General features: G+C 29.9%; 18 protein-coding genes and 2 pseudogenes. 7 read left to right on the top strand and 13 right to left on the bottom strand.

Annotated elements, in window-relative coordinates:
- Window positions 1–26 precede the first annotated feature (26 nt).
- Window positions 27–545 (bottom strand): shikimate kinase AroK, encoded by a 519-nt coding sequence (gene aroK, locus CF66_RS01360; protein ID WP_016503603.1) that lies wholly within the window; start codon window positions 543–545, stop codon window positions 27–29.
- A 901-nt stretch (window positions 546–1,446) separates the two neighbouring features.
- Here aroK and CF66_RS01355 point away from each other — a divergent pair.
- A pseudogene (locus CF66_RS01355) lies at window positions 1,447–1,942 on the top strand (DUF2062 domain-containing protein).
- A 45-nt stretch (window positions 1,943–1,987) separates the two neighbouring features.
- Here the strand turns inward: CF66_RS01355 and lolE are convergent.
- Genes lolE through CF66_RS01340 form a run of 3 tightly spaced genes read right to left on the bottom strand, consistent with a single transcriptional unit; the run spans window position 1,988 to window position 5,125 of the window.
- A complete protein-coding gene (gene lolE / locus CF66_RS01350; RefSeq protein WP_277812811.1) occupies window positions 1,988–3,238 on the bottom strand; it encodes a lipoprotein-releasing ABC transporter permease subunit LolE in 1,251 nt (416 codons plus the stop codon).
- Between the two features lie 17 nt (window positions 3,239–3,255).
- On the bottom strand, window positions 3,256–3,930 hold the full coding sequence (lolD, locus tag CF66_RS01345) for a lipoprotein-releasing ABC transporter ATP-binding protein LolD (RefSeq protein WP_016503606.1): 675 nt from the start codon (window positions 3,928–3,930) through the stop codon (window positions 3,256–3,258).
- On the bottom strand, window positions 3,923–5,125 hold the full coding sequence (locus tag CF66_RS01340) for an FtsX-like permease family protein (RefSeq protein ID WP_034411296.1): 1,203 nt from the start codon (window positions 5,123–5,125) through the stop codon (window positions 3,923–3,925). Before CF66_RS01340 ends, lolD begins: the two co-directional genes overlap by 8 nt.
- A gap of 205 nt (window positions 5,126–5,330) precedes the next feature.
- Here CF66_RS01340 and CF66_RS01335 point away from each other — a divergent pair, with 205 nt between their 5' ends.
- The 3 genes from CF66_RS01335 (at window position 5,331) to CF66_RS01325 (ending at window position 10,139) form a co-directional block, all read left to right on the top strand.
- Window positions 5,331–5,900 carry a hypothetical protein gene (locus CF66_RS01335; protein WP_016503608.1) on the top strand — a complete coding sequence of 190 codons (570 nt, stop codon included), beginning with the start codon at window positions 5,331–5,333 and terminating at the stop codon, window positions 5,898–5,900.
- Window positions 5,901–5,915: 15 nt separating this feature from the next.
- Window positions 5,916–9,377: a transcription-repair coupling factor gene (gene mfd / locus CF66_RS01330; RefSeq protein ID WP_016503609.1), complete on the top strand. Its 3,462-nt coding sequence runs from the start codon at window positions 5,916–5,918 to the stop codon at window positions 9,375–9,377.
- A 78-nt stretch (window positions 9,378–9,455) separates the two neighbouring features.
- Entirely contained in the window at window positions 9,456–10,139 is a 684-nt protein-coding gene (locus CF66_RS01325; protein WP_034411295.1) for a peptidoglycan binding protein CsiV, read from the top strand.
- A gap of 69 nt (window positions 10,140–10,208) precedes the next feature.
- On the opposite strand, the gene recR is transcribed toward CF66_RS01325, so the two are convergent.
- The 5 genes from recR to CF66_RS01300 form a co-directional block, all read right to left on the bottom strand.
- A complete protein-coding gene (recR, locus tag CF66_RS01320) occupies window positions 10,209–10,808 on the bottom strand; it encodes a recombination mediator RecR (protein ID WP_016503611.1) in 600 nt (199 codons plus the stop codon).
- Between the two features lie 103 nt (window positions 10,809–10,911).
- Entirely contained in the window at window positions 10,912–11,340 is a 429-nt protein-coding gene (locus CF66_RS01315; protein WP_278184545.1) for a DNA polymerase III subunit gamma/tau C-terminal domain-containing protein, read from the bottom strand.
- Window positions 11,341–11,408: 68 nt separating this feature from the next.
- Window positions 11,409–12,740, bottom strand: a complete 1,332-nt coding sequence (dnaX, locus tag CF66_RS01310) for a DNA polymerase III subunit gamma/tau (protein ID WP_016503612.1) — start codon at window positions 12,738–12,740, stop codon at window positions 11,409–11,411.
- A gap of 33 nt (window positions 12,741–12,773) precedes the next feature.
- Window positions 12,774–13,310: an adenine phosphoribosyltransferase gene (gene apt / locus CF66_RS01305; protein WP_016503613.1), complete on the bottom strand. Its 537-nt coding sequence runs from the start codon at window positions 13,308–13,310 to the stop codon at window positions 12,774–12,776.
- 197 nt (window positions 13,311–13,507) lie between these two features.
- The gene (locus CF66_RS01300) at window positions 13,508–14,854 is read right to left on the bottom strand and encodes a magnesium transporter (protein ID WP_016503614.1); all 1,347 of its coding nucleotides are present in this window, start codon (window positions 14,852–14,854) and stop codon (window positions 13,508–13,510) included.
- Between the two features lie 343 nt (window positions 14,855–15,197).
- Here CF66_RS01300 and CF66_RS01295 point away from each other — a divergent pair, with 343 nt between their 5' ends.
- Window positions 15,198–15,641, top strand: coding sequence for a dCMP deaminase family protein (locus CF66_RS01295; RefSeq protein ID WP_016503615.1), 444 nt, complete (start codon window positions 15,198–15,200; stop codon window positions 15,639–15,641).
- A gap of 41 nt (window positions 15,642–15,682) precedes the next feature.
- On the opposite strand, the gene CF66_RS01290 is transcribed toward CF66_RS01295, so the two are convergent.
- Entirely contained in the window at window positions 15,683–16,213 is a 531-nt protein-coding gene (locus tag CF66_RS01290; RefSeq protein WP_034411290.1) for a nicotinate-nicotinamide nucleotide adenylyltransferase, read from the bottom strand.
- Window positions 16,214–16,342: 129 nt separating this feature from the next.
- Between CF66_RS01290 and nadE the strand changes: the two genes are divergently transcribed.
- The gene (nadE, locus tag CF66_RS01285) at window positions 16,343–17,173 is read left to right on the top strand and encodes an NAD(+) synthase (RefSeq protein ID WP_034411471.1); all 831 of its coding nucleotides are present in this window, start codon (window positions 16,343–16,345) and stop codon (window positions 17,171–17,173) included.
- A 38-nt stretch (window positions 17,174–17,211) separates the two neighbouring features.
- Here the strand turns inward: nadE and pykF are convergent, their stop codons facing one another.
- Window positions 17,212–18,624, bottom strand: coding sequence for a pyruvate kinase PykF (gene pykF / locus CF66_RS01280; protein ID WP_016503618.1), 1,413 nt, complete (start codon window positions 18,622–18,624; stop codon window positions 17,212–17,214).
- Between the two features lie 572 nt (window positions 18,625–19,196).
- Here pykF and glmS point away from each other — a divergent pair.
- Window positions 19,197–21,035: a glutamine--fructose-6-phosphate transaminase (isomerizing) gene (glmS, locus tag CF66_RS01275; protein WP_034411288.1), complete on the top strand. Its 1,839-nt coding sequence runs from the start codon at window positions 19,197–19,199 to the stop codon at window positions 21,033–21,035.
- Between the two features lie 198 nt (window positions 21,036–21,233).
- On the opposite strand, the gene birA is transcribed toward glmS, so the two are convergent.
- Both birA and murB read right to left on the bottom strand, forming a co-directional pair.
- A complete protein-coding gene (gene birA / locus CF66_RS01270) occupies window positions 21,234–22,178 on the bottom strand; it encodes a bifunctional biotin--[acetyl-CoA-carboxylase] ligase/biotin operon repressor BirA (RefSeq protein WP_034411286.1) in 945 nt (314 codons plus the stop codon).
- A pseudogene (gene murB / locus CF66_RS01265) lies at window positions 22,165–23,213 on the bottom strand (UDP-N-acetylmuramate dehydrogenase). Before murB ends, birA begins: the two are co-directional and overlap by 14 nt.
- Window positions 23,214–23,343: the final 130 nt, after the last annotated feature.

Raw genomic sequence — 23,343 nt, 5'->3', positions numbered from 1 at the left:
TTGACCTTTTTATTGGGAACAAAATATCAACGCTCCTCTAATATTTTTATAATCTGATTAGCTACTACCTTTGCACTCTGATTATCAGTACTGACTGTATAATCTGCTACTTCCTCATACAATGTATTGCATTGTATAGCTAGAAACTCAAGCACTTCTCGTGGATCTTTTGTTTGCAATAAAGGACGCTTCTTATCACGATTTGTACGTGCAAGCTGTTTTTCAATTGCTGTTTCTAAATATACGACAATTCCGCGAGCGGATAATCGATTTCGATTTTCTTTACTTTTAACAGAACCACCACCTGTTGCCAGTACAATCCCTTGTAGTTTAGTAAGATCATTGATAATTGATTCTTCACGCTTTCGAAAGCCCTTTTCTCCTTCAACATCAAAAACCCATGCGACATCAGCACCAGTACGCTCCTCAATAACTACATCTGAATCTAAAAATTCCATATGTAACTGTTGGGAAAGGTGTCGACCAATTGTACTTTTGCCAGCCCCCATAGGACCAACAAGAAAAATATTGCGTTTTTCAGCCATGTTTTAGCAGTATTACAAAATGTATTAATTGACAAAACCACTGCAAGCTCACATATATAACGTATGGCCTTACAGCACCAAATCTACACAGATACTTATTTATCTATAAAAAAATATAAAACCATTCAATTATTTTAGAGTTAATAAAAATGCATCTTTATATACTTTATATCATTAGTTCAGTTATGTGAATCCTATGTAAACATGCATTATATCATTTTTTTCTAAAAAAATTAGTTCATTTATGTGGAAGAAAAATGAAAACAAATTAAACTATCTTTGAATACGATGAATAAAAAGTAGATATATTTAGTGTCACATATGATGTTCCTTTCTTTAAGAAAAAACATAGATAAGCAATTTTTTCTTTCAAAATGAATATATATGCTAAGCTGAATACCAAAAATTTTGGCATTCTACCTATTCATATATTTTTACTTTGAACATCTAATCTAATCCAACCTTATCTTTTTGAAATGAGATCTTGTTTAAAAAAATCAAAACCAATTCTGTCTAAAATAACATAATTACTGACATACTCAATGATATACTACATAAATTAAAAGATTAATATTCCTTATTAATCTTGCTTTAAATCTATACGTTAAAGTTTTAATAAAATATTCAACTACTTACTCCTATCTGTAAAAATCACGCAAATTATAAATATAAAAAACAGGGAAAAGTAATAAAGTAATGATGAACCGTTATATTATAAAATAAGTAACTATTGTACTTATCTTATATAATTAAGCTAATATTGACATTACTCAATACATTTTATTTATAAATAATAAACATATCTTTTTTAAAGAACATAATAACTGTTTTCAATTAACCTAAAAATACGAAGTGCTTTCTAAACTGATTTAAAAGAAATTTAAAATATGAAAAAAAAAACATTAAGCATTTTATTGAAAAACATAATATTTCTCAAACAGAAAAGTTTATTAAAGATCTTTGGTAAAATTATTCTAAAACCTAATTTATGGTATTTTAATCGTCATTCAACAGCTGGAGCGTTTGCTATTGGGTTACTCGTTGCTTTTATACCTTTTCCAAGCCAGATGATTGTGTCTGCAGGATTAGCAATTTTATGTAGCGTTAATTTACCTCTTGCAGTAGCTTTGGTTTGGATTACTAATCCAATTACAATGCCATTTTTATTTTACTTTGCTTATAAAGTGGGGGCTTTTATTATGAATATTCCCTCTAAAACATTCTACTTTGAATTTTCTTGGGAGTTTATTTTAAACCAGATAAATATTATCGTTCCTCCACTATTGTTAGGATGCATGATATGTGGAATTTTTTCGGCCTTCACTAGCTATTTAATCATTACAGCATGCTGGCGTTATTCAGTAATACGTAACTGGAACAAAAGGAAATTGCGCTAAAGGTATTTAATTATATTTATTAAGAAACCATATAATGATATGAACTCATTTAGAATTAAGTATAGAGGCTGGTTTTAATTTACTTGCTTTAATTGCAGGCAACCAAGTTGCTAATAAACTTAAAACAATAGTGATAAAAAAGATTAAAGCTACATCAAAAAAATTAACCTTAGATGGAAGAAAATTAATAAAATAAATATTTCTAGATAAGAAATTATGATGAACTAATAATTCAATCTTTTTAATGATAGAAGTTAAGTTCATTGAAATTATGACTCCTATAATTCCACCTATGGAACTGCCAGAAAGACTCAAAATAATTCCTTTATAAACAAAAATTTTCTTTATAAATACATCATCAGCACCAATACTTCTTAAAATTGCGATATCCTTTGAGCATCCTTTTACTGTCATCATTAATGCAGAAACAATATTAAAACTAGCTAAACACATAACTAAAACCATAATCAAATAAACAATTGTTCTAATTAATTGAATATCACGATATAAAAAACCAAATTTTTTTTGCCAACTACTTGAATACAAGTAATTGCTTAAATTAATATTTACTTCAGAAATAATCTTCTCAGCATTTAATACATCATTTACTTTAACAGCAATACCAGTAACACTATCTCCTAACTGAGTGTATTTCTGAGCATCTTTTAGCGGAATTAATGCTAAATTATGATCTAACTGACCATGCAACTCTAATAATCCAGCTATTTTAAGACGAATTTTTTTAGGTGCTGGTAATTTATTAAGTTCATTGCTACCAGTAGTAGTAACCATTAAAGTTACATAATCTCCTTTTTTTGCATGAATAGAATCAGCTACTCCTTTACCTAAAATAATTTGTTGAGAATCAGAATGAAATGTTTGCCATACTTGAGAATCAATAAAATCAGAAAAGCTAGAAAAATTTTCTTCAAGAGAAGGAATAATGCCACGAACTTCAATGGCCTTTGTATATAACCCTTTGTTAACTAAAGCCATCAACCTGATGTAAGGAGCAACTGAATCAATACTTGTATTACATTGTTTTATTTGCTTCATTAATAGCTGCCAGTTTGAAACAGGTTTTTGAATACCCTCAAATTCACCATGAGGAATTATAGATAAAACTCGATTTTTCAATTCATATTGAAACCCATTCATTACAGAAAGAACCATAATCATAGATGAAACACTAATTGCAATACCGATAATAGAAGCCAAAGCTATAAACGAAACCATTGTATTACGATTTCTAATCGTGCTAAAAAACATAGCAACTAAAAATCTAGAAGAAATAATGAACACTTAAAAAAACCTTAATATAGCAATATGCCATCTTGCATTTTCATTTGTCTCTCCATATTCATCGCTAACTCAATGTCATGTGTTACTACTAAAAATGCTATACCAGATTCTTTATTCAGTTCAAGTATTAAATTATATACTCCCAAAGCTGTTTTTTGATCTAAATTTCCTGTTGGTTCATCAGCTAATACTAAATCCGGTTTATTAACTAATGCTCTAGCTATTGCTACTCTTTGACGCTCTCCACCAGAAAGTTCAGATGGTCGATGTTCAAGACGATGACCCAAAGCGATTTGATCTAAAAGTGCTTTAGCTTCCTTTATTGCTATTGATACTTTCTTTCCAGCAATTAAGAGAGGCATCGCAACATTCTCTAATACAGAAAAGTCCATTAAAAGATGATGGAATTGATAAATAAAACCTAGATGCTTATTACGAATTTTTGCTTGTTGATTAGGATGTAATGCCATCATATCATAATCTAGAAAAAGCACTTTTCCAGTTGTTGCTTCATCTAAAGCTCCTAATATATGAAGAAGTGTACTCTTTCCAGAACCTGATGCACCAATAATTGATACTAGTTCTCCAGAATCCATCTCAAAATTTATACCCTTAAGCACTTCAGTATCAAGAGTTCCTTCATGGTATGTTTTACATATATTTTCACATTTAAGAAAATTACACATGTCTTAAAACCTCAATTGGTTTAATAAATGATGCTCGATAGGAAGGGAATATAGCTACAAACATACTAAGAGCTATTGTTAGCAAAATGATTATCACAATTTGTTTAAGATCAATAATAATCGGTAATTGCCTAAGAATAAGAAAAAATTCAATATCTATATTTCTTAAAATGAATTTTAAATTACTTAGGAAAAATATTCCTAATAAACTACCAATAATAGATCCTATAAAACCAATACTCATACCTCGAATTATAAAAATAGTAAAGATTTGACTGCCAATCATACCTTGAGTCTTTAAAATAGCTACTTCTGTTTGTTTTTCCATAAGAACTATAATAAGCACAGAAATAACATTAAATGAAGCGACTAGAATAATTAAACTTAACATCAAGCTCATTATGTTCCTTTCCATACGAACAGCTTGAAATAATTCACCACGTTGATCACGCCAGTCATTCCATTTCCAACCTTTTGGTAAAGGTTTTGATGATAAATCAGCTACTACAAAAGGATCAGTAAAAAATAATCTCCATCCTGAAATATTCTCTGCTTCATATTGCAATAACCGTCCAGCATCTGCAATATTAGTTACTATTAATTGTTCATCAACATCAGAACCTGTACTAAAAATACCAGCAACTGTAAAATTACGATGAGCTGGAATTAAACCAAATGGAGTATATTTTCCTACACTTGTAACGGTTAAACGCACTTTATCACCTAAAAATACATTTAAAGAACGAGCTAAAATATCACCCAGGAATAAACGATAACTACCTGATTGAAGAGACGCGAGATCATCCCCAATAATCAAATGTTCTTCAATTGGATCATAACTATTAGGGTCTACTCCAATAATATAGCCAGAAGATAACTGAGAAATACTTTGAATTATTACTTCACTATGAATTAATGGTTCTACTCTGTTGGATATTGCTGTAATAAATTTTGGAGCAATATCAAGCATAGATGTTTGATCCTCTTTATAAGAAATAACAGCTTGTGGAAGTACACCTAAAACTCTATTCTTAAGATTAGTTTCAAAACCACTCATGATTGATAAAACCATAACAAGCGCCATGACACCTACTGTGATACCTATAACAGACATGTAAGTAGTAAACTGACTGAACTTACCTCCAGCTTCTTTAAGATGACGAAAACTTATAAAAATTGAAATTGGATAAAACATATTTTATAACAATATAATTATCTACTACTTTGAAAAATATACAGCCATCTCATACTCTTATTTGTCCATTTAAAAAAATAAAGAAAACATGATGATAGCAGTAATATTATGCTAATTAGCGTATCTATATTAACGATATATTATATGTATAGTTATTTTACCAAAAAATACAAATACTATTTAACCTAATAAAAAAGGGAACCATATGTTAGAACAAGACTTTTTTACCGTTAATCATAAAATGACTGCTAATGTTGAACCGATGGATAATCAGTTTTCTCTTCCTTCTCAGGAACAATTTGAACTTGAAATACCTGCTCCATTTATTATTGCTAATAAATTTAGTAAACTCGATAGATTCAATGATAATGCTCTGCTAGAACTTAAAAATAATAAATTAAACCATGTCATTCAATTACTTGACAATCAAAATTCTAAATTGAACTTATTGCTATCTTTTGCACTATCACAGCATAATAATATGAAGTATAGTCAGTCCACTTTATCGTTTGGAGCTAGTAAATTTTCGTATGGCAGTTCAAATAAATTATCAATAAATACTATAGTACGAGTAAAATTATTTCTAGAATATCCACCTTCAGCAGTCTATTGCTATGGGAAAGTCATATGCTGTAAAAAAGCAGAGAAAATCTGGATAATCACAGTAAAATACAATTTATTAAAAGAGTGTGACCAAGACCTATTGATTAAAGCCGCCCTTTATCAGCAAAAAAAAATATTGCGTCAACGTTCACGTTCTATGAATAGAGAATAAGTAGCAAATATAATTATGGATGAATTAACTTTTCTTTTCCTTACCAACTCAGAAAAAGTTGGAGATAAAAAATACATTGGAAATTTACATGGTGCAACTTTAGCCATTGCTTTAGCTGAACTTGATAGACGACATAACAATCACACTCTTCTAGCTGTACCAGATTCAAAAACTGGACTTCAACTTCTTCAAGAAATAAAATCATTCACTTCTGAAAAAATCACTTTCTTTCCAAACTGGGAAACACTTCCTTATGATAATTTTTCACCAAACCGAGATGTTATATCATGTAGAATTAAACGTTTATATCAACTTCTAAATCAAACTAAAGGCATTACTATCGCATCAATTAGTACTTTGCTACAAAAAATAGTACCTAGAGAACACCTATTAAAAAACATTTTAACAATAAAAATTGGAGATATATTACCTTTTCAAAAATTCATTCTCCAATTAGAAAGATCTGGATACTTTCATACCAATCAAATTGTTGAACCTGGAGAATATTCCACTCGTGGTTCAACTACAGATTTATTCCCTATAGGAAGCTCACAAACTTATCGTATTAATTTTTTTAAAAATACAATAAGAAGTATCTACATCTTAAATCCTAACAATCAGTATTTAATTAAAAGCATTAGTGAACTTTTACTACTTCCTTCACATGAGTTTTCAAATACAAAATCAGCTATTACAAATTTTCTTTCCAGTTGGCAAAAGCGTTTTAAAAGTAGCAGTAATCCAGAATCTATTTATTTCCAAGTTTCTAAAGGTATTTGGCCTGCAGGTATTGAATATTGGCAACCTTTATTTTTTAAACAAACAGAAACATTGTTTGATTATATCTCTAAACACAGTCAATTAATTACTATAGATAATATTGAACCTGCGATTGATACTTTTATAAATAATGCAAATTATCGCTATGAACAAGGAAAAAATCACTCACTACGTCCACTACTAGTACCAAATGAACTATGGTTAAAAAAAGATGAAATATTTGGTAAATTTAAACAATTTCCTCACACAATATTATCAACAAAACTAATTCAAAAAAAGCCAGGACGAACTAATGCATTGATTAAAAAACTTCCAATATTAACCATAAAACCTAAAGATAATGATTTATTAATTGCATTACAGCAATTTAGTGAATATTTTTCTGGAAAAATTATTTTTTCTGTAGAATCAGAAGGCCGTAAAGAAGCATTGCTTGAATTACTTCAGCAAATTAAAATTTTTCCCATTAAAACCAAAAATCTTTATACTGCCATTAAAAACAACAATAAACATAGCTTAATTTTAGGATATTCCGAACATGGTTTTATCCATACCAAGCAAAAATTAGCTTTTATTTGTGAAGCTGATCTTCTTGGAATGAAAACAATTCACAGAAGAAAAAAAATTCCTAACAGTAAAATTGCTAACTATAACTCTAATATTTATCATTCTGAAGAACTAAAAGTAGGCCAATATGTTGTTCATATAGATCATGGAATTGGTCGATATATTGGGCTAAAAACCCTAGAAACATTTGGTATTCCTAGTGAATTTGTAACTTTAGAATATCAAAATAATGCCAGACTTTATCTTCCAATTTCATCATTAAATCTCATTAGCTATTATTCAACTAGCATTCAAGGGAAAGCTCAATTACATAAGCTTGGAGGAGAAACCTGGATTAAAGAACGAAAAAAAAATTTTAAGAAAATCAGAGAGATAGCGTATGAATTGCTGAATATATACGCTAAACGAAAGTTAAAATTAGGTTATAAATTTTCTTTAAATCAAGAGCCATACTTAAGATTTAAATCTGCCTTTCCTTTTGAGGAAACACATGATCAGAATGAAGCTATCAATGCTGTATTATCTGATATGTGTCAATCTAAAGCCATGGATAGATTAGTATGCGGAGATGTAGGATTTGGAAAAACTGAAGTAGCTATGCGTGCAGCATTCATCAGTACAAATAATAATAAACAAGTGGCTGTTCTAGTTCCAACTACTCTATTAGCACAGCAACATTTTGAAAATTTCCGAAACCGCTTTTCTAATGTACCAATCCGTATTGAAGTACTATCTCGTTTTAAATCAATTAAAGAACAAAAACTAATTATAAAAGATATAGCTAGTGGAAAAATTAACATCGTTATTGGAACACATAAATTACTATCAAATAATATTAAATTTAAAGATCCAGGTTTACTAATTGTCGATGAAGAACATCGCTTTGGTGTACTACAAAAAGAAAAAGTCAAAACCATACAAAATAATATTGATATACTAACTCTTACAGCCACACCAATCCCAAGAACATTAAACATGGCCATTAATGGTCTTAGAGACCTTTCTATTATTGCAACACCACCGGCTTGTCGAAGAATGGTTAAAACTTTTGTTATTCAAAAAAAAGACGATTTGATCCGTGATGCCATATTGCGAGAAATTATGCGTGGAGGACAAGTATATTTTTTACATAACCAAGTTGAAACTATTAATAAAATTGCCAGTAATTTAGTAAAATTAATTCCAGAAGCTTCTATGACAATAGCTCATGGTCAGATGAATGAACGTGAATTAGAAAAAGTAATGACTAATTTTTATCACCAACGATTTAATGTGCTAGTATGCACTACTATTATTGAAACTGGAATTGACATACCAACAGCTAATACTATCATCATAGATAGAGCTGATAATTTAGGTTTAGCACAATTGCATCAATTGCGAGGACGTGTTGGGCGTTCACACCATCAGGCTTATGCTTATTTTTTAATACCAGAAAAAAAAGAAATGACAAAGGATGCTACTAAACGTCTTTCTGCTATAGAATCATTAGAAGATTTGGGAGCTGGTTTTGCTCTAGCTAACCATGACTTAGAAATTCGCGGTATGGGAGAATTACTTGGTAATGAACAAAGTGGTCAAATTCAATCCGTTGGTTTTGTTTTATATATGAGAATGCTTAAAAAAGCGATTGAAGACTTAAAAACTGGTACAGAACTATCACTTGAATCTTTATTTAATACACAAGCTGAAATTGATATAAAACTACCAGTACTTTTACCAGAAGAATATATCCCTGATGCAAATACACGTCTATCTATATATAAACAGGTAACTAGTGCTTATAATCAAAATGAATTAAGAGAATTAAAAATCATGCTAACTGATCGTTTTGGTGTATTGCCAGACCCAGTGAAAAATTTATTATCAATCTCTGCACTTAAAATTGAGGCAACCTTATTAAAAATTAAACTGATTCATGCAAATGAAAAAGAAGGACATATTGATTTTAAATCTGATACTAACATCAATCCAAAATCTTTAGCTTCACTATTACAATCACAACCACAACAATTTATAATGGTAAGCCCTACTAAACTTAAATTTAAAATACCATCACCAGATAAACGAATTCAATTTATCGCTAACATACTAAAAAATCTTCAGAAAGATTTATTGCATACCATGTAATTTTTTTATATTTTCAAATGAAAGAAAATAAGAATGCCATAGTAAATAATGTAATTAATTATTAATTGAGTACTACCATTGAAAAAAATTTTAATCTTATTACTTTTATCATTTTCTTTACCTACAATAGCAAAAAGACAGTTTGATATAGAAATAGTTATTTTTAAACGAATAATCGATGTTAAAAATACTGGTGAATCTTGGCCAAATACACTACCAAAAATTAATCTAAATCATGCAAGAAGCTTTGAAGATAAAGAATATCAAATTAAAAAAGGGATTAAAATATTACCATCTGCTGAATATAAATTAACTGATAAGTCCTTACAATCATTAAAAGAACATCAAGATTTTGAAATACTCTTACATAAAGCTTGGCGACAAAACGATGATAACAGGGAATATTCACCTATATTTCATATTCAAGCTGGAAAAAACTACTCAAAGGAACTAAATCAAGATATTATTACAAATAAAGAAAATATATCTCAACCAATTTATGAACTAAACGGAAAATTACAAATTTATGTCCAGCATTACTTATATTTAGAAATAGAGCTTAACCTTAATAAACTTCATACTGTTAATCAGAAGATAGATCTCAGCTTTTTTAATCCTAATTTTAAAGATAAAAACAAACAATTTATTAAAAGCTATCGGATGAATCAAAAGCGACAAATACGTAGCTCTGAAACACATTACCTAGATCATCCTCTCATGGGTATTATAATCCAAATAAATCGTGTAAATGAAGAAGAATAGCACTATAAAACTTCAAAATAAAAGATTAATCGTAATTCAATTAAATGAGTTTTCTACAATTGAAATGCTTTACATTTTTTTTCGACCAAGTAATGAATGTGATAGTGTCATACCATCTACTAATTCGAGCTCTCCTCCAATAGGAACACCATGAGCGATACGACTTGCTAAAACTTTATGAGCATAACATAATTCAGCAATATAATAAGCAGTAGCTTCTCCTTCAACTGTTGGATTTGTTGCTAAAATAACCTCAGTAATATTCCCTTTATATAAATGAGATTCAAATAGATCTAAACCAATATCATTTGGCCCAATACCGTCTAAAGGAGATAAATGACCCATCAAAACAAAATAACGACCAGAAAACTGGCCAGTAGCTTCTATAGCTGTAATATCAGAAAAGCTTTCGACAACACAAAGTTGACCATTTTCTTGACGCTTAATATTAAGACAAATATGACAAACCTCTTTTTCAGTTAAAGTGCGGCACTCCTTACAATTGCCTATTTTAGTCATTGCTTGCTTTAAAACTTCTGCTAACTTTAGACCTCCCTTTCTATTTCGTTGTAATAAATGAAAAGCCATACGTTGTGCTGATTTTTGACCTACTCCAGGTAAACAACATAAAGATTCTACTAAAGATTCTAATACACGACTAGTAAACATAAATCGATGTTATCCAATCCAGATATTAATATTCAAATTAAGAATATTTTTAAAATTAATTCATATATTAATTGCTTTATAAGGTTATATATTATCTTTATTATTAGATAGGTTGCACACTATCTCTAATTATCTTTGCTGAAAAATGTTTCTTAAAAACTTTAAGTTTAAAATCATTTTCCAAACTGATAAAAGCCTGTTGTAATTTATTTTGATAAAGCCTTTCTCTCAATTCTAACGGTGTTTCTCCATATTCGCCAATTTCTACTGATAAATCGCATTTCTTTCTAAACGCCAAATTTAACGCTTGGTTTAATTCTTGACAAACTTCATTAGTTTTTAAGAAAGATTGTTTAGAACGTAAAATTAACAAAATAGAATTAGATTTTTTTTTATACGATGAATTTAAAGAAAATTCTTTTGCAGACTTAGATATTTTTAATGTCTGAATCAGAGCAGACCACGGATCCATTTTAGAAGACTCTATTATTAATTTTTCCAGCATTTCTGAAGTTTTAACGTGAGTAGATATTTTTGAAGAAAATTCATTTTTTTTATACGATGAATGTATTTGAGTTTCATATTTATTATGAATTAATCTTAAATTGTTTTTTTTTTACTTATATCTAAATTTTGATAGCTAGTTTTTAAATCTTTTCGATTGGAACGTAACTGATCACGTAAAGTACGTGATTTTTTAGTTCTATAGTCTACTTCATTAATATTAGTTATAGAGGAAAGTTTATTTTTTTCAGATTTAGATAATGAATCTTTTTTTCTTCCTGATAAAGAAGAAGATTGATTTGCAAGTTTTGTACTAGTACTAATAGGTTTTATAATATCATGAGATATTGGCTTAAATGACATCATCCGTAAAAGCACCATTTCTAAACCGATACGCTCAGTTGGTGAATAAGGTAAATCCTCACGGCCTTTAATAACAATTTGATAATAAAGTTGCACCGTTTGAGGGGATAAAGATTTTCCAAGTAAAATAATTCTCTTTGAATCTTTCTGAGTTCTATTTAACGTAGAAGGTAAAGCTTGATACATCGCAATACGATGTAATTGTGACGCTAATTGCTTCAATAAAGCATCCCATTGGATACCTGTCTTATCTAAAGAACAAATATTTTTAATTAAAATTTTAGATTCATTAGCACTGAGTGCTTCTAGCAAAGAAATAGCTTTTGATGCATCTAAAATACCTAGCATATTGGTAACTGTTTCAGAATTAATCTGTCCATTACTCAATACAATGGCTTGATCAGTTAAACTTAAAGCATCACGCATACTCCCATCAGCAGCATGAGCAATCATATCCAAAGCCTGATTTTCGTATGTAATATGTTCTCTTGATAAAATATAATTTAGCTGACTATAAAGATTATCAACACTAATTGGTTTCAAATGAAAATGCAAGCAACGTGATAAAACCGTTATAGGAAGTTTAGAGGAATCTGTAGTTGCTAACAAAAATTTAACGTACCCTGGGGGCTCTTCTAATGTTTTCAAAAAAGCATTAAAACTATGTCTAGATAGCATATGAACTTCATCAATTATATAAACCTTAAAACGACTGCGTGCTGGCTTATATTGTACGTTATCTAATAAATCACGAATATCTTCAACCTTAGTTCGTGAAGCCGCATCTATTTCTAATAAATCGACAAAACGACCTTCATCTATCTCTTTACAGGTAGAACAAACACCACAAGGTAAAGCGGTTAAACCAACCTCGCAGTTAAGTCCCTTAGCGAATAAACGAGCGATAGTCGTTTTACCAATTCCACGAGTACCACTAAATAGATATGAATGATGTAACCGATCTTTAGATAAAGAATTCTCTAAAGCAATCATCACATGTTTTTGACCTACTACTTGTTTAAATTTTCTTGGACGCCACTTTCTCGCTAAAGCAAGATAACTCATATAAAATTCCAGTTAAATAAAAATCAATATCAATTAGAATACACAAATGCTATAAACATTCAAACCTAAGTTTTCTAAACGTTTGAATCCACCAATTTTAGGCAAATTAATAACAAATGCAGCATATTCTACGATACCACCCAATCTTCGAATTAATTTAGTAGCAGCTTCAATGGTTCCACCAGTTGCTAATAAATCATCAACTATCAAAACATTATCACCTGAAATAATTGCATCAGTATGGATTTCAATCATATTCATACCGTATTCAAATTTATAAGATTGCTGAACAGTTTGACGAGGTAATTTACCTGATTTACGAACAAGAACTAAGCTTAAACCTAACTCCAAAGCTAAAGGAGCACCAAACAGGAAACCACGTGCTTCAGTAGCAACAATTTTATTAAAATTCATGTTCTTATGCTGTTCTACTAATAATTGAACTGTAGCTTTATAAGCCTTAGGATCTTCGATTAAGGTGGTTATATCCCGGAATAAAATACCTGATTTTGGATAATCTGGAATATTCTTAATACGAGATTTAATTAAAGATATAGATTCAGCTGTCATAATCCTAAAACATTTAATAAAACTACAAAATAACTAACAGCGATGATTCTATCATAAACAACAATATTTAAGATAGTAGCATAGGAGCTACACGCAGATGATGCTAAGCAATGATTCAAATTAAGTTAACCTATAAAAAATGTAGAATCGTAAATTTAATTTACGAAGCGCAAAAAGATTTTAGATCAATGTCAATTTCACAATAAAATTAAAGATGCAGTACCGAGAAATGCAAAAAAACCAACAATATCACAAGTAGTTGTTAATACCATTGAACCAGCCAATGCGGGGTCTAAATTAAATTTACGAAGCACAATAGGAATAAGGACACCGCAAAGTACAGATGAAGACATATTCACTACGATAGCAAACAAAGTAATACCTCCCAACAATATAGATTGAGAATATAACGCAGAAATTCCTCCTGCGATAGAAGCCCAAAACAAACCATTAATAACACCAATACTTAATTCATTTTTTAATAATACTAATCGATTGCCTGGAACAATTTGATTAAGAGCCATAGCCCTTACTACCATGGTTAATGTTTGGCTACCCGAAACACCTCCCATCGAAGCTACAACAGGCATCATTACAGCAAGTACTACCACTTGTTCGATAACATCATCAAATAAACTAATAGTGCTAGCCACTAACATTGCTGCAAGTAAATTTACACCTAACCAAACACTACGTTTTTTTACACTTTTCAGTACAGGAGCAAACAAATCTGCTCCTTTATTTACACCAGTACCAGCTACTAAACGGGTTTCATAAATTTGACGCTGGGTATTCAAAGCAAATTGCCAATTAACTTCACCAATCAAAATTTGATTATCATCTATCATAGGTAAAGCAGGCAATGAATTATACTCTAAAGCTTCAATAGCTTCCTGTAAGCTTAATTTGCCATGAAGAGTAGTGATATTACTAATAGCTAAGTCCATTAAACTTACATCGTCTTCATTAAGAAAAATCTCACAGCAATTTATAACTCCTTTAAATTGTTTACGATGATTAATTAAATATACCTGACGTCGAATATCATAATTGTAACGATGCATTAATAGTCTTGCTTTCTCTACATTAATATTAAATGGTAGAGTAGCAACTTTTCGTTCGGCCCAACGACCTAATTCATCTTCTTCAAACTGACTAGCTTGATCATATAACTCTAATTCAGTTTGTTCAATTAATCGAATTGCCTCGTTAATAATTTCTTCAGGTAATGAATCCGCCCATTCAATAAGAGAAAGATTATCAAGTTTAGCAAGAGTTAATTTCAGTTCAATTTTTGAAAGTGAATCAATAATTGAAAACCGAACATCACTGCGCATTTCTGTTAGAACTTCAATATGTAATTCCAATGGAAGAGCACGCCATAAACGAATACGAACTTCGATTGGAAAAGCTTCTAAGATTAAAGCAATAGAACCAGACTCTAATCCCTCTTCTATAAAAGTATTTAAAATACTACTTTGTTCCTGTTCATTAGTTACAGAAAGCAATTTAATTTGATAGGATAAATCTTGAGACTCACTCACTGAATAACTCCGTTTAGAAACGGTTAAAAGAAAGCATTTATTATTTCATAAATATTCGGAACATAGTACCATATGGAAAGAATAATAACTTAAAGAAATATAATAAAGTAGATATTTTTTTATTCATTTCAAGAATAAAAATATCAGAAATTCTACTTTATCTCAAATAAAGTAAATTATAGTTTTACTCAGAGTCTTAGGTAAATTAGATTGGGAATATTATACTCATGTTACATCTATAAAATATTTCTGTTAACAATTTCTAAGCAAAAAATATAAATTAATTACTAATAAATCTCTCCCTAAAACATTAGGCTTTTTTAGTTAAATTGAAGAAAGATTAATGATTTCGAAATGGGCACAACGATTTCATCAAATGGCTGAACTAGTTGCTTCTTGGAGCAAAGATCCTTCGACAAAAGTTGGTTCTGTTATCACCAAGAACAACCGTATAATTTCCGTTGGTTTTAATGGATATCCTCATGGTATTTCAGATACAGTAAATATTGATCCTCGTGATATAAAATATCTAAAAACACTTCATGCAGAAGAAAATGCAATTCTATTTGCTAAAAGTAACTTAGATGAATGCGAAATATGGGTAACTCATTTCCCTTGTCCTAATTGTGCAGCGAAAATTATCCAAACTGGAATAATAGCAGTACATTGTCCAAAACAAACCGAAGAGTTTCTTTTTCGATGGAAAGATAAATTAAAGGTTAGTCAAGACATGTTTTTAGAAGCCAAGATAAAAGTAAACTGTATTTCACTGAAAGATTTTCTTTAAAAATATTCCAAATAAATACAAGTGATTATTAATTAATAATCCTAAAAACCAACTCTACCTGAATATGCTGACGTTTCTTTTAGTAAAGATAAAACACTAGGTGTAGTCAGATCATCGATATTTAAACCATTAGCTAATTTTTGTCGAATATCACTGCTACGAATTGATATTCTTTCAGGACATATTAATATATTCCAATATTTTAATATCTCTTCTGACTTATAAAAATTTGGAAAATTCAATAAATTATCAGGCCCTAAAACAAATGTTATATCTGATTCAGGGAATTCATTTGATAATTCTAATAATAAAGTATAAGTTTTAACTGGTTTTTCTATCTTTAAGAGTTTTTCTTCAATCTTGGAACGTTCAACATTAAGTAAGTTAATGTCTGTAATGAATGCATCCACTAACTGACAACGAACCTGATAATTTATCATCTTTTTTCCAAAAGGATGATAAATACTTGGAATAAGTAAAATTTTATCAAAATGATTAAGGGAAGTAATAATACTTTTATGTCCTAAACTTGGTGGGTTAAAAGCGCTGCCAAATGCTGCAATTTTTCTCATTCTCAAGGTGCCAATATGCTAAATTATCCGAAATAATACTCTTAATTTAAAAAATTTAAAACTAAAATATGATAAAATTAGCATAAGTATTATTATTCAATAAGTTGAAAGGGATAATAGATGGAAACAATTATTCGTACCATTCGCAATGAAATGAAAGTACTACCTTCAATTAATCCATATTTTGAAATTAGTCGTCGAGTAAACTTTATTAAAAACAAACTGCAGGAGGCTAATTGTAAATCGCTTATTTTAGGTATTAGTGGAGGAATTGATTCAACAACATGTGGGTTATTAGCACAACTTGCAATTGAAGAATTAAATAAAGAATCATCCTCTAAAGATTATCAATTCATTGCTGTTTGTCTTCCATATGGTAAACAAGTAGATGAAGAATCAGCAAAATTAGCACTGTCAGTTGTTCGACCTACCTATTCTTGTTCTATCAATATTAAACCAGGAGTTGATGAATTATATAAAGCTACTAATAAGGCATTATCTGATATAAATTTACTTCCTAAGGAATTACAAAAAAAAGATTTTATCAAAGGTAACCTTAAAGCTCGAGTTCGCATGATAACTCAATATAAAATAGCAGGTTACTTAGAAGGGATAGTTTTAGGTACAGATCATTCAGCTGAAAATATTACTGGATTCTATACTAAATTCGGAGATTCTGCATGTGATTTAGCACCTTTATTTGGTTTAAACAAACGACAAGTGCGTACTATTGCCAGTACTCTTCATACACCAGAGCAACTAGTAAAAAAAGCTCCTATAGCAGACCTTGAAGAATTATCTCCGCAAAGAGAAGATGAAGATGTGTTAAACTTAACCTATGATCAAATTGATGATTTCTTAGAGGGGAAAGATGTTGATAAAAAAGTCATTAATCGGTTAATCAATCTTTATAAAACAACTAAACACAAGCGCCAACCAATACCTACTATTTATGATTAAACGAATTAATCCCTTTCCATGTTGCATTACCCAAGTTGTTATAAAATATGGACCGAAGCTGTATTAGTCGTACCGGAGGCAACTAAAGCACCAGAAACCATCACTACTATATCACCTTTACTTCCTAGACCAGATTGTAAGGCATTTTTTTTTCCATTTATATAAAAATCATCAGTGCTCTTAATAGAACCTATAATAACTGGCTTAACCCCTTTAGTTAAAACTAATTGAGCTGCTGTTTTTTTATTAGTAGTAAGGGCAAGAATATTTGCAGTAGGAAAATATTTTCGTACTGATCGAGCAGATTTTCCACTTTCAGTTGCTACAATAATAAGTGGAGAATTTAGTTTTTCAGCTGTCTCTACGGCACCTTTGCAAACTGCTTCAGTAATGCGTAACCGAGAACTATCTAATCGAGAACCGAGCTCAGCTTTAAGTGCACTATCAGCACGATTAGCAATTTTAGCCATAATTCTAACAGCTTCTACTGGATATTTTCCTTTAGCCGTTTCACCTGAAAGCATAACGGCATCAGTACCATCCATAATAGCATTTGCAACATCACCAGCTTCAGCTCGAGTAGGACGTGGGTTATTAATCATTGAATCAAGCATCTGTGTTGCAGTAATAACCATTTTTCTTGCACGATTACACTTCTCAATCATCATTTTTTGTGCAAAAATAACCTCTTCTGCTGGTATTTCAACTCCAAGGTCTCCTCGAGCTACCATAATTCCATCAGAAACTTCTAAAATTGAATCAAAATTATCAACGCCTTCCTGATTTTCAATTTTAGAAATAATATGGATCTTTTCACCACCATTCATATTTAAAATATTACGAATTTCAGTAATATCCTCTTTTTTTCGAATAAAAGAAGCAGCTATAAAATCAACTTCATGCTTGCAAGCAAACTTTATATCAGCTTTATCTTTCTCAGAAAGTGCAGGTAATTGAATAGATACTCCAGGTAGATTAATCCCTTTATTTTCTCCTAAGATAGCATTATTAAGAACTTTACAGCTAACTTCTGTTTCAGTGGTTTTAAGTACTTTCATTTTAATTAAGCCATCATCAATAAGAATTATGTCACCTACTAAAAGATTCTTAGAAAAATTTGGATAACTTACAGCAACAAGATATTGATTACCTAGGATCATACTATTACTTGTAAAAATAAATTTTTGACCAGCTGTTAATTTAACTTCGTTGCAATTTTTAAGTTTTAAAGTACGAATTTCAGGCCCTTTAGTATCTAAAAGGATAGATAGTTGTTCACCTGTTTTTTTCATAACTTTACGAAAATTTTCGATACGTATACTATGTTCTTTAAAACTACCGTGAGAACAATTTAATCGCATCACATTCATACCAGCATTTACTAATTCCCTTAGTTTGATAATAGACTCAGTTTTTGGGCCAATTGTACATACGATTTTTGTCTTTCTCATAAATAATCCTCTCCGGTCATCCTGTATTGAAGGATACAATTTGCTTTTTAAAAACTGATACAGTTAATTAAAAAAAGCTATATCAATCAAAACTATACTTTCAATATTGTATCATTAAATTGATATAACATCACTGTATACTTATTATGTAAGGATAAAAAACACCTAATCACACTAAAATCAATTAACTTAGTTGAAAAGAGAATAAAGGGTTATTATTAAATAATATTTTTGAATTGCTATCTATTTATCATCTCAAAAAAAAACAACTTATTTTAGTAATGTATAAACCATAATGAAAATGCTAACTTCTCTAAGACTTCACTTAATTTAAATTCTTGACTATATTATGATCCATGTACCCTAATTTTTTTCTGGTTTAAAGAACTAGAATAATTTCTGTTGGATTTGATTTTTTTATAACTTACAAGTGTATATTATACATATAAAGAAAATTTATCTAATTGATACATAAAGTTAGTTAAAATAATTACCAAATGATTCAAGTAAAATTCTCAGTGTCATCACTATTTCTCTGCTATTATTGAGAAAATATAATGGAGCCTATAACTATGTGTGGAATCGTAGGAGCGGTAGCACAAAGAAATGTGACTAATATTTTAATACATGGACTACATCGATTAGAGTATCGTGGCTATGACTCTTCAGGCATTGCTGTTGTAGATTTTAAATCAAATTTAACTCGTATACGCTGTTTAGGAAAAGTAAAAAATCTTGAAAATGCACTTAAAAAAAAGAAAGAACAGGTTTTTGGAAATATCGGTATTGCTCATACTCGCTGGGCAACTCATGGCGAACCTTCAGAAATCAATGCTCATCCACATACATCTGGAGATATTGCTGTGGTACATAATGGGATTATTGAAAACCATGAAGAATTAAGAAAAATTTTGCAGAGTCGTGGTTACATATTTGCTTCTGAAGCAGATACAGAAGTGCTGGCCCATTTAATCGAATGGGAACTACGGTTTTCAAATTCATTACGCGAAGCTGTACAAAAAACAACAATACAATTGGAAGGTACTTATGGAATAGTTGTAATTGATCGAAAAAATCCTAAATGCCTAGTAGTTACTCGATCTGGTAGTCCAATTGTAATTGGTTTTGGAATAAATGAAAACTTTCTAGCGTCTGATCAACTAGCACTATTAAATATTACCCGTCATTTTATGTACTTAGAAGAAGGTGATCTCGCTGAAATTACCTACCAAAAAGTAAATGTATTTGATATCAAAGGTCAAAAAGTCGAACGTAAAATCATTGAATCTAATTCGAAGGATCATATAGCAGCTAAAGGGCAATATCATCATTTCATGCAAAAAGAAATCTTTGAACAGGCTTCTTCTTTAAAAAATGCAATAGAAGGTCGTATTAATAAAGATTTAATTTTAACAAACGGTATTGGAGTTCATATTACTAAAATTCTACAAAAAATTGAGCATGTACAAATTATTGCCTGCGGAACTTCTTATAATGCTGGTATGACAGCACGTTATTGGTTTGAAAATTTAGCTGGTGTAGCTTGTGATGTTGAAATTGCATCTGAATTTCGTTATCGAAAATTCATAACTCGCTCTAATAGTTTACTTATTACAATATCTCAATCTGGTGAAACAGCAGATACGCTGGCAGCACTACGTTTAGCTAAGAAAAAAAATTACATCTCATTTATGGCAATTTGTAACACAGAAAATTCATCTTTAGTACGTGAATCAGATTTAATATTGATGATACGAGCAGGCGCAGAAATTGGCGTAGCTTCTACTAAGACATTTACTAATCAACTTGCTATTCTACTAATTCTCGTTACAGCTTTAGGTAAACAAAAGCATTTTATTAGCATTGAAAAAGAAAAAGAAATCGTTAATGCTTTGAATTTATTGCCAAAACAAATTGATAATTTACTTAATTTAAACCAAGAAATTCAATACTTATCAAAAGGATTTATTGATAAAAAAAATACTTTATTTTTAGGAAGAGGAGAGTTCTATCCAATAGCTATGGAAGCATCTCTCAAATTAAAAGAAATTTCATACATTCATTCAGAAGCTTATGCTGCTGGTGAATTAAAACATGGTCCACTTGCTTTAATTGATGTAAATATGCCAGTAATAGTGCTTGCTCCTAATAATGAATTATTAGAAAAATTAAAATCGAATATTGAAGAGGTAAAAGCTCGTGGTGGCATATTGTATGTATTTACTTCTATAGATACAGACATCAAAACAGATAAAGGGATGACAGTTATCTCACTGCCTAGTATAAGTGAAATAACAGCACCAATTTATTATACTATTCCAATGCAGTTACTTTCTTACTATGTAGGTTTAATTAAAGGAACAAACGTTGATCAACCTAGAAATCTAGCTAAATCAGTAACGGTTGAATAAAAGATTGGATATCCTTATTTAAATTAAGTATGATGATATCAGTTATATTAGCGCTTAAATCTTATTGTTACTTGAAAACATTCAGAGTTACTACTATATAAAAACTATAAATAACACCACCAAGAAACTAGAGTTCTTCTTTTATATTTATAAAAATAATTGATATTTAAACAGCGAGCAAGACACTGTACTTAAAATTTAATATCCCCTTAATGAAATTTCTCCACTAATATAGTTTTCTAACCCTTTTGAAGTTTTAATCAATAGTGCTCCCTTTTCATTAATACCATGCTCTATCCCCTCAATTTTATTTTCCCCAATGAGTAAAATTACTTTTTTACCAAAATAATTATCTAATTGATTCCAACGTTTGATAAATTTTCTAACACCATGTAATTCATAATATTTAAGTTCTGAATATAATGCATTAATTAATGCTATTGCTAATTCATTACGATCTAATGAAGAACGATCCGCCACCTCAATAAGGCTAGTCCAAGGAGAACTAATACCCTCTTTTGTTGAATTCATCAATAAATTCAAACCTATCCCAATAACAAGACTTTCCTTATTAACTGATTCAATCAAAATTCCAGCTAATTTTCGATCTTTGTAGCATAAATCATTTGGCCATTTAAGTTTAACTCCTTTTATACCAAACGTAGATAATACTTCAACAATTATAACAGCAATAACTATACTTAAACCTACTGCTGAATCTATGCCAGAATTTAATTTCCAATACATTGAGAAATATAAATTTTTACCAAATGGTGATACCCATTTACGTCCACGTCGACCACGACCCTTCGTTTGATGTTCAGAAATACAAACTGTACCTGATTTTATAGATGAGCTATCTAATAAATATTGATTAGTTGAATCAATAATAGGTATCAATTTAAGTGAATTTCCTATTTTAGATCTAATTAATCTAGCATTAAGAAAATCTATTGTTTCAGGCAGCTGATATCCTTTCTCTTTTAAATACGAGATATTAATGCCCCACTCTCGGATCCCTTCTATGTGTTTTTGAATTTCTGTAGGAGATATATCAAACCGAATAGATAATGCTCTCATAGAAAAAAAAGAACCTTTTGAAATAAGCTTAAGAATTGCAAGTTTTATCTCAATATTTTTTATAATTTATTGCTCCAAGATTAATTTCTGATGTACAAGACATAAGATGTACCTCATTTTCTAATTCCAAACCGTATTTATCAATTATCGTTCTTTGAATTAGAAGTGCTAAATTTACAATGTCTTGTGCACTTGCATTCTCTTTATTAATAATAACTAGTGCTTGAGAAGAACATACTTGCGCTCCTCCAATCATCGTACCCTTTAAACCACATTTATCGATTAATTCACCAGCAAAAATCTTCACCATACCTAATTTATAAGAATAATTTGGAATATCAGAAAACTTTTTCATTAAAGATTGATACTTGTAATAACAAACTAATGGATTTTTAAAAAAACTTCCTGCATTACCATTGATTATAGGATCTGGTATTTTTTTTTTCGAAGGTCACAAACTCGTTTAAATATTTTCTCAGAAGTTATAGTATTTCGATTAATCTTTTCTAAAGAATTATATTTAATATTTGCTACCCAGTTTTTCTTCAATTTGAGACCAATTGCAATTATAACAATTTTTTTGTAAAGCGCATGTTTAAAAATAGAGTCACGATATCCAAACAAACACTCTTGATTAGTTAAGCGTTGGATATTAAAAGTTTCTAAACAAAGTACATCAACATATTCACATATATCTTTTAATTCCATACCATAGGCACCAATATTTTGAATTGGCGCAGCCCCTGCGGAACCTGGAATTAAAGCCAAATTTTCAAGTCCAAAATAACCATTTTTAACTGCCCATTCTACTAGTGATGGCCAATCTTCTCCTGATTTAATATGTAAATGATAATTAGCTTTGGATTCTAAAACTGATTTTCCGAGTAGTTTATTTATTACCACTACACCTTCAAATCTTTCAGTAAATAAAATATTACTACCCTTTCCTAATACTACTTTAGGTAAATACTGCCAATAAACGCTTTGGTAAACTGAAATTAACTCATCTACTGAATTTACTTCAACAAGAATTTTGCAAAATTGTGAAACACCAAAAGTATGATAGTCCCTTAAATCTACATCTGTATATATGTTCATAAAATTTAAAATACAAGTAATAAATTATAACTCTATGCAATCCATAGTATATTATTATACGATAATCTAGAAGCATATATCATATATAATTTAAGTAATATCAAAGATAAACCAACAGAATAAATGTATT

It is taken from the genome of Candidatus Photodesmus anomalopis (genome assembly GCF_000731785.2).
GTDB lineage: Bacteria > Pseudomonadota > Gammaproteobacteria > Enterobacterales > Vibrionaceae > Vibrio > Vibrio anomalopis.
Note: the sequence above shows the minus strand (reverse complement) of the source record. Positions and strands in the feature narration are given on the sequence as shown.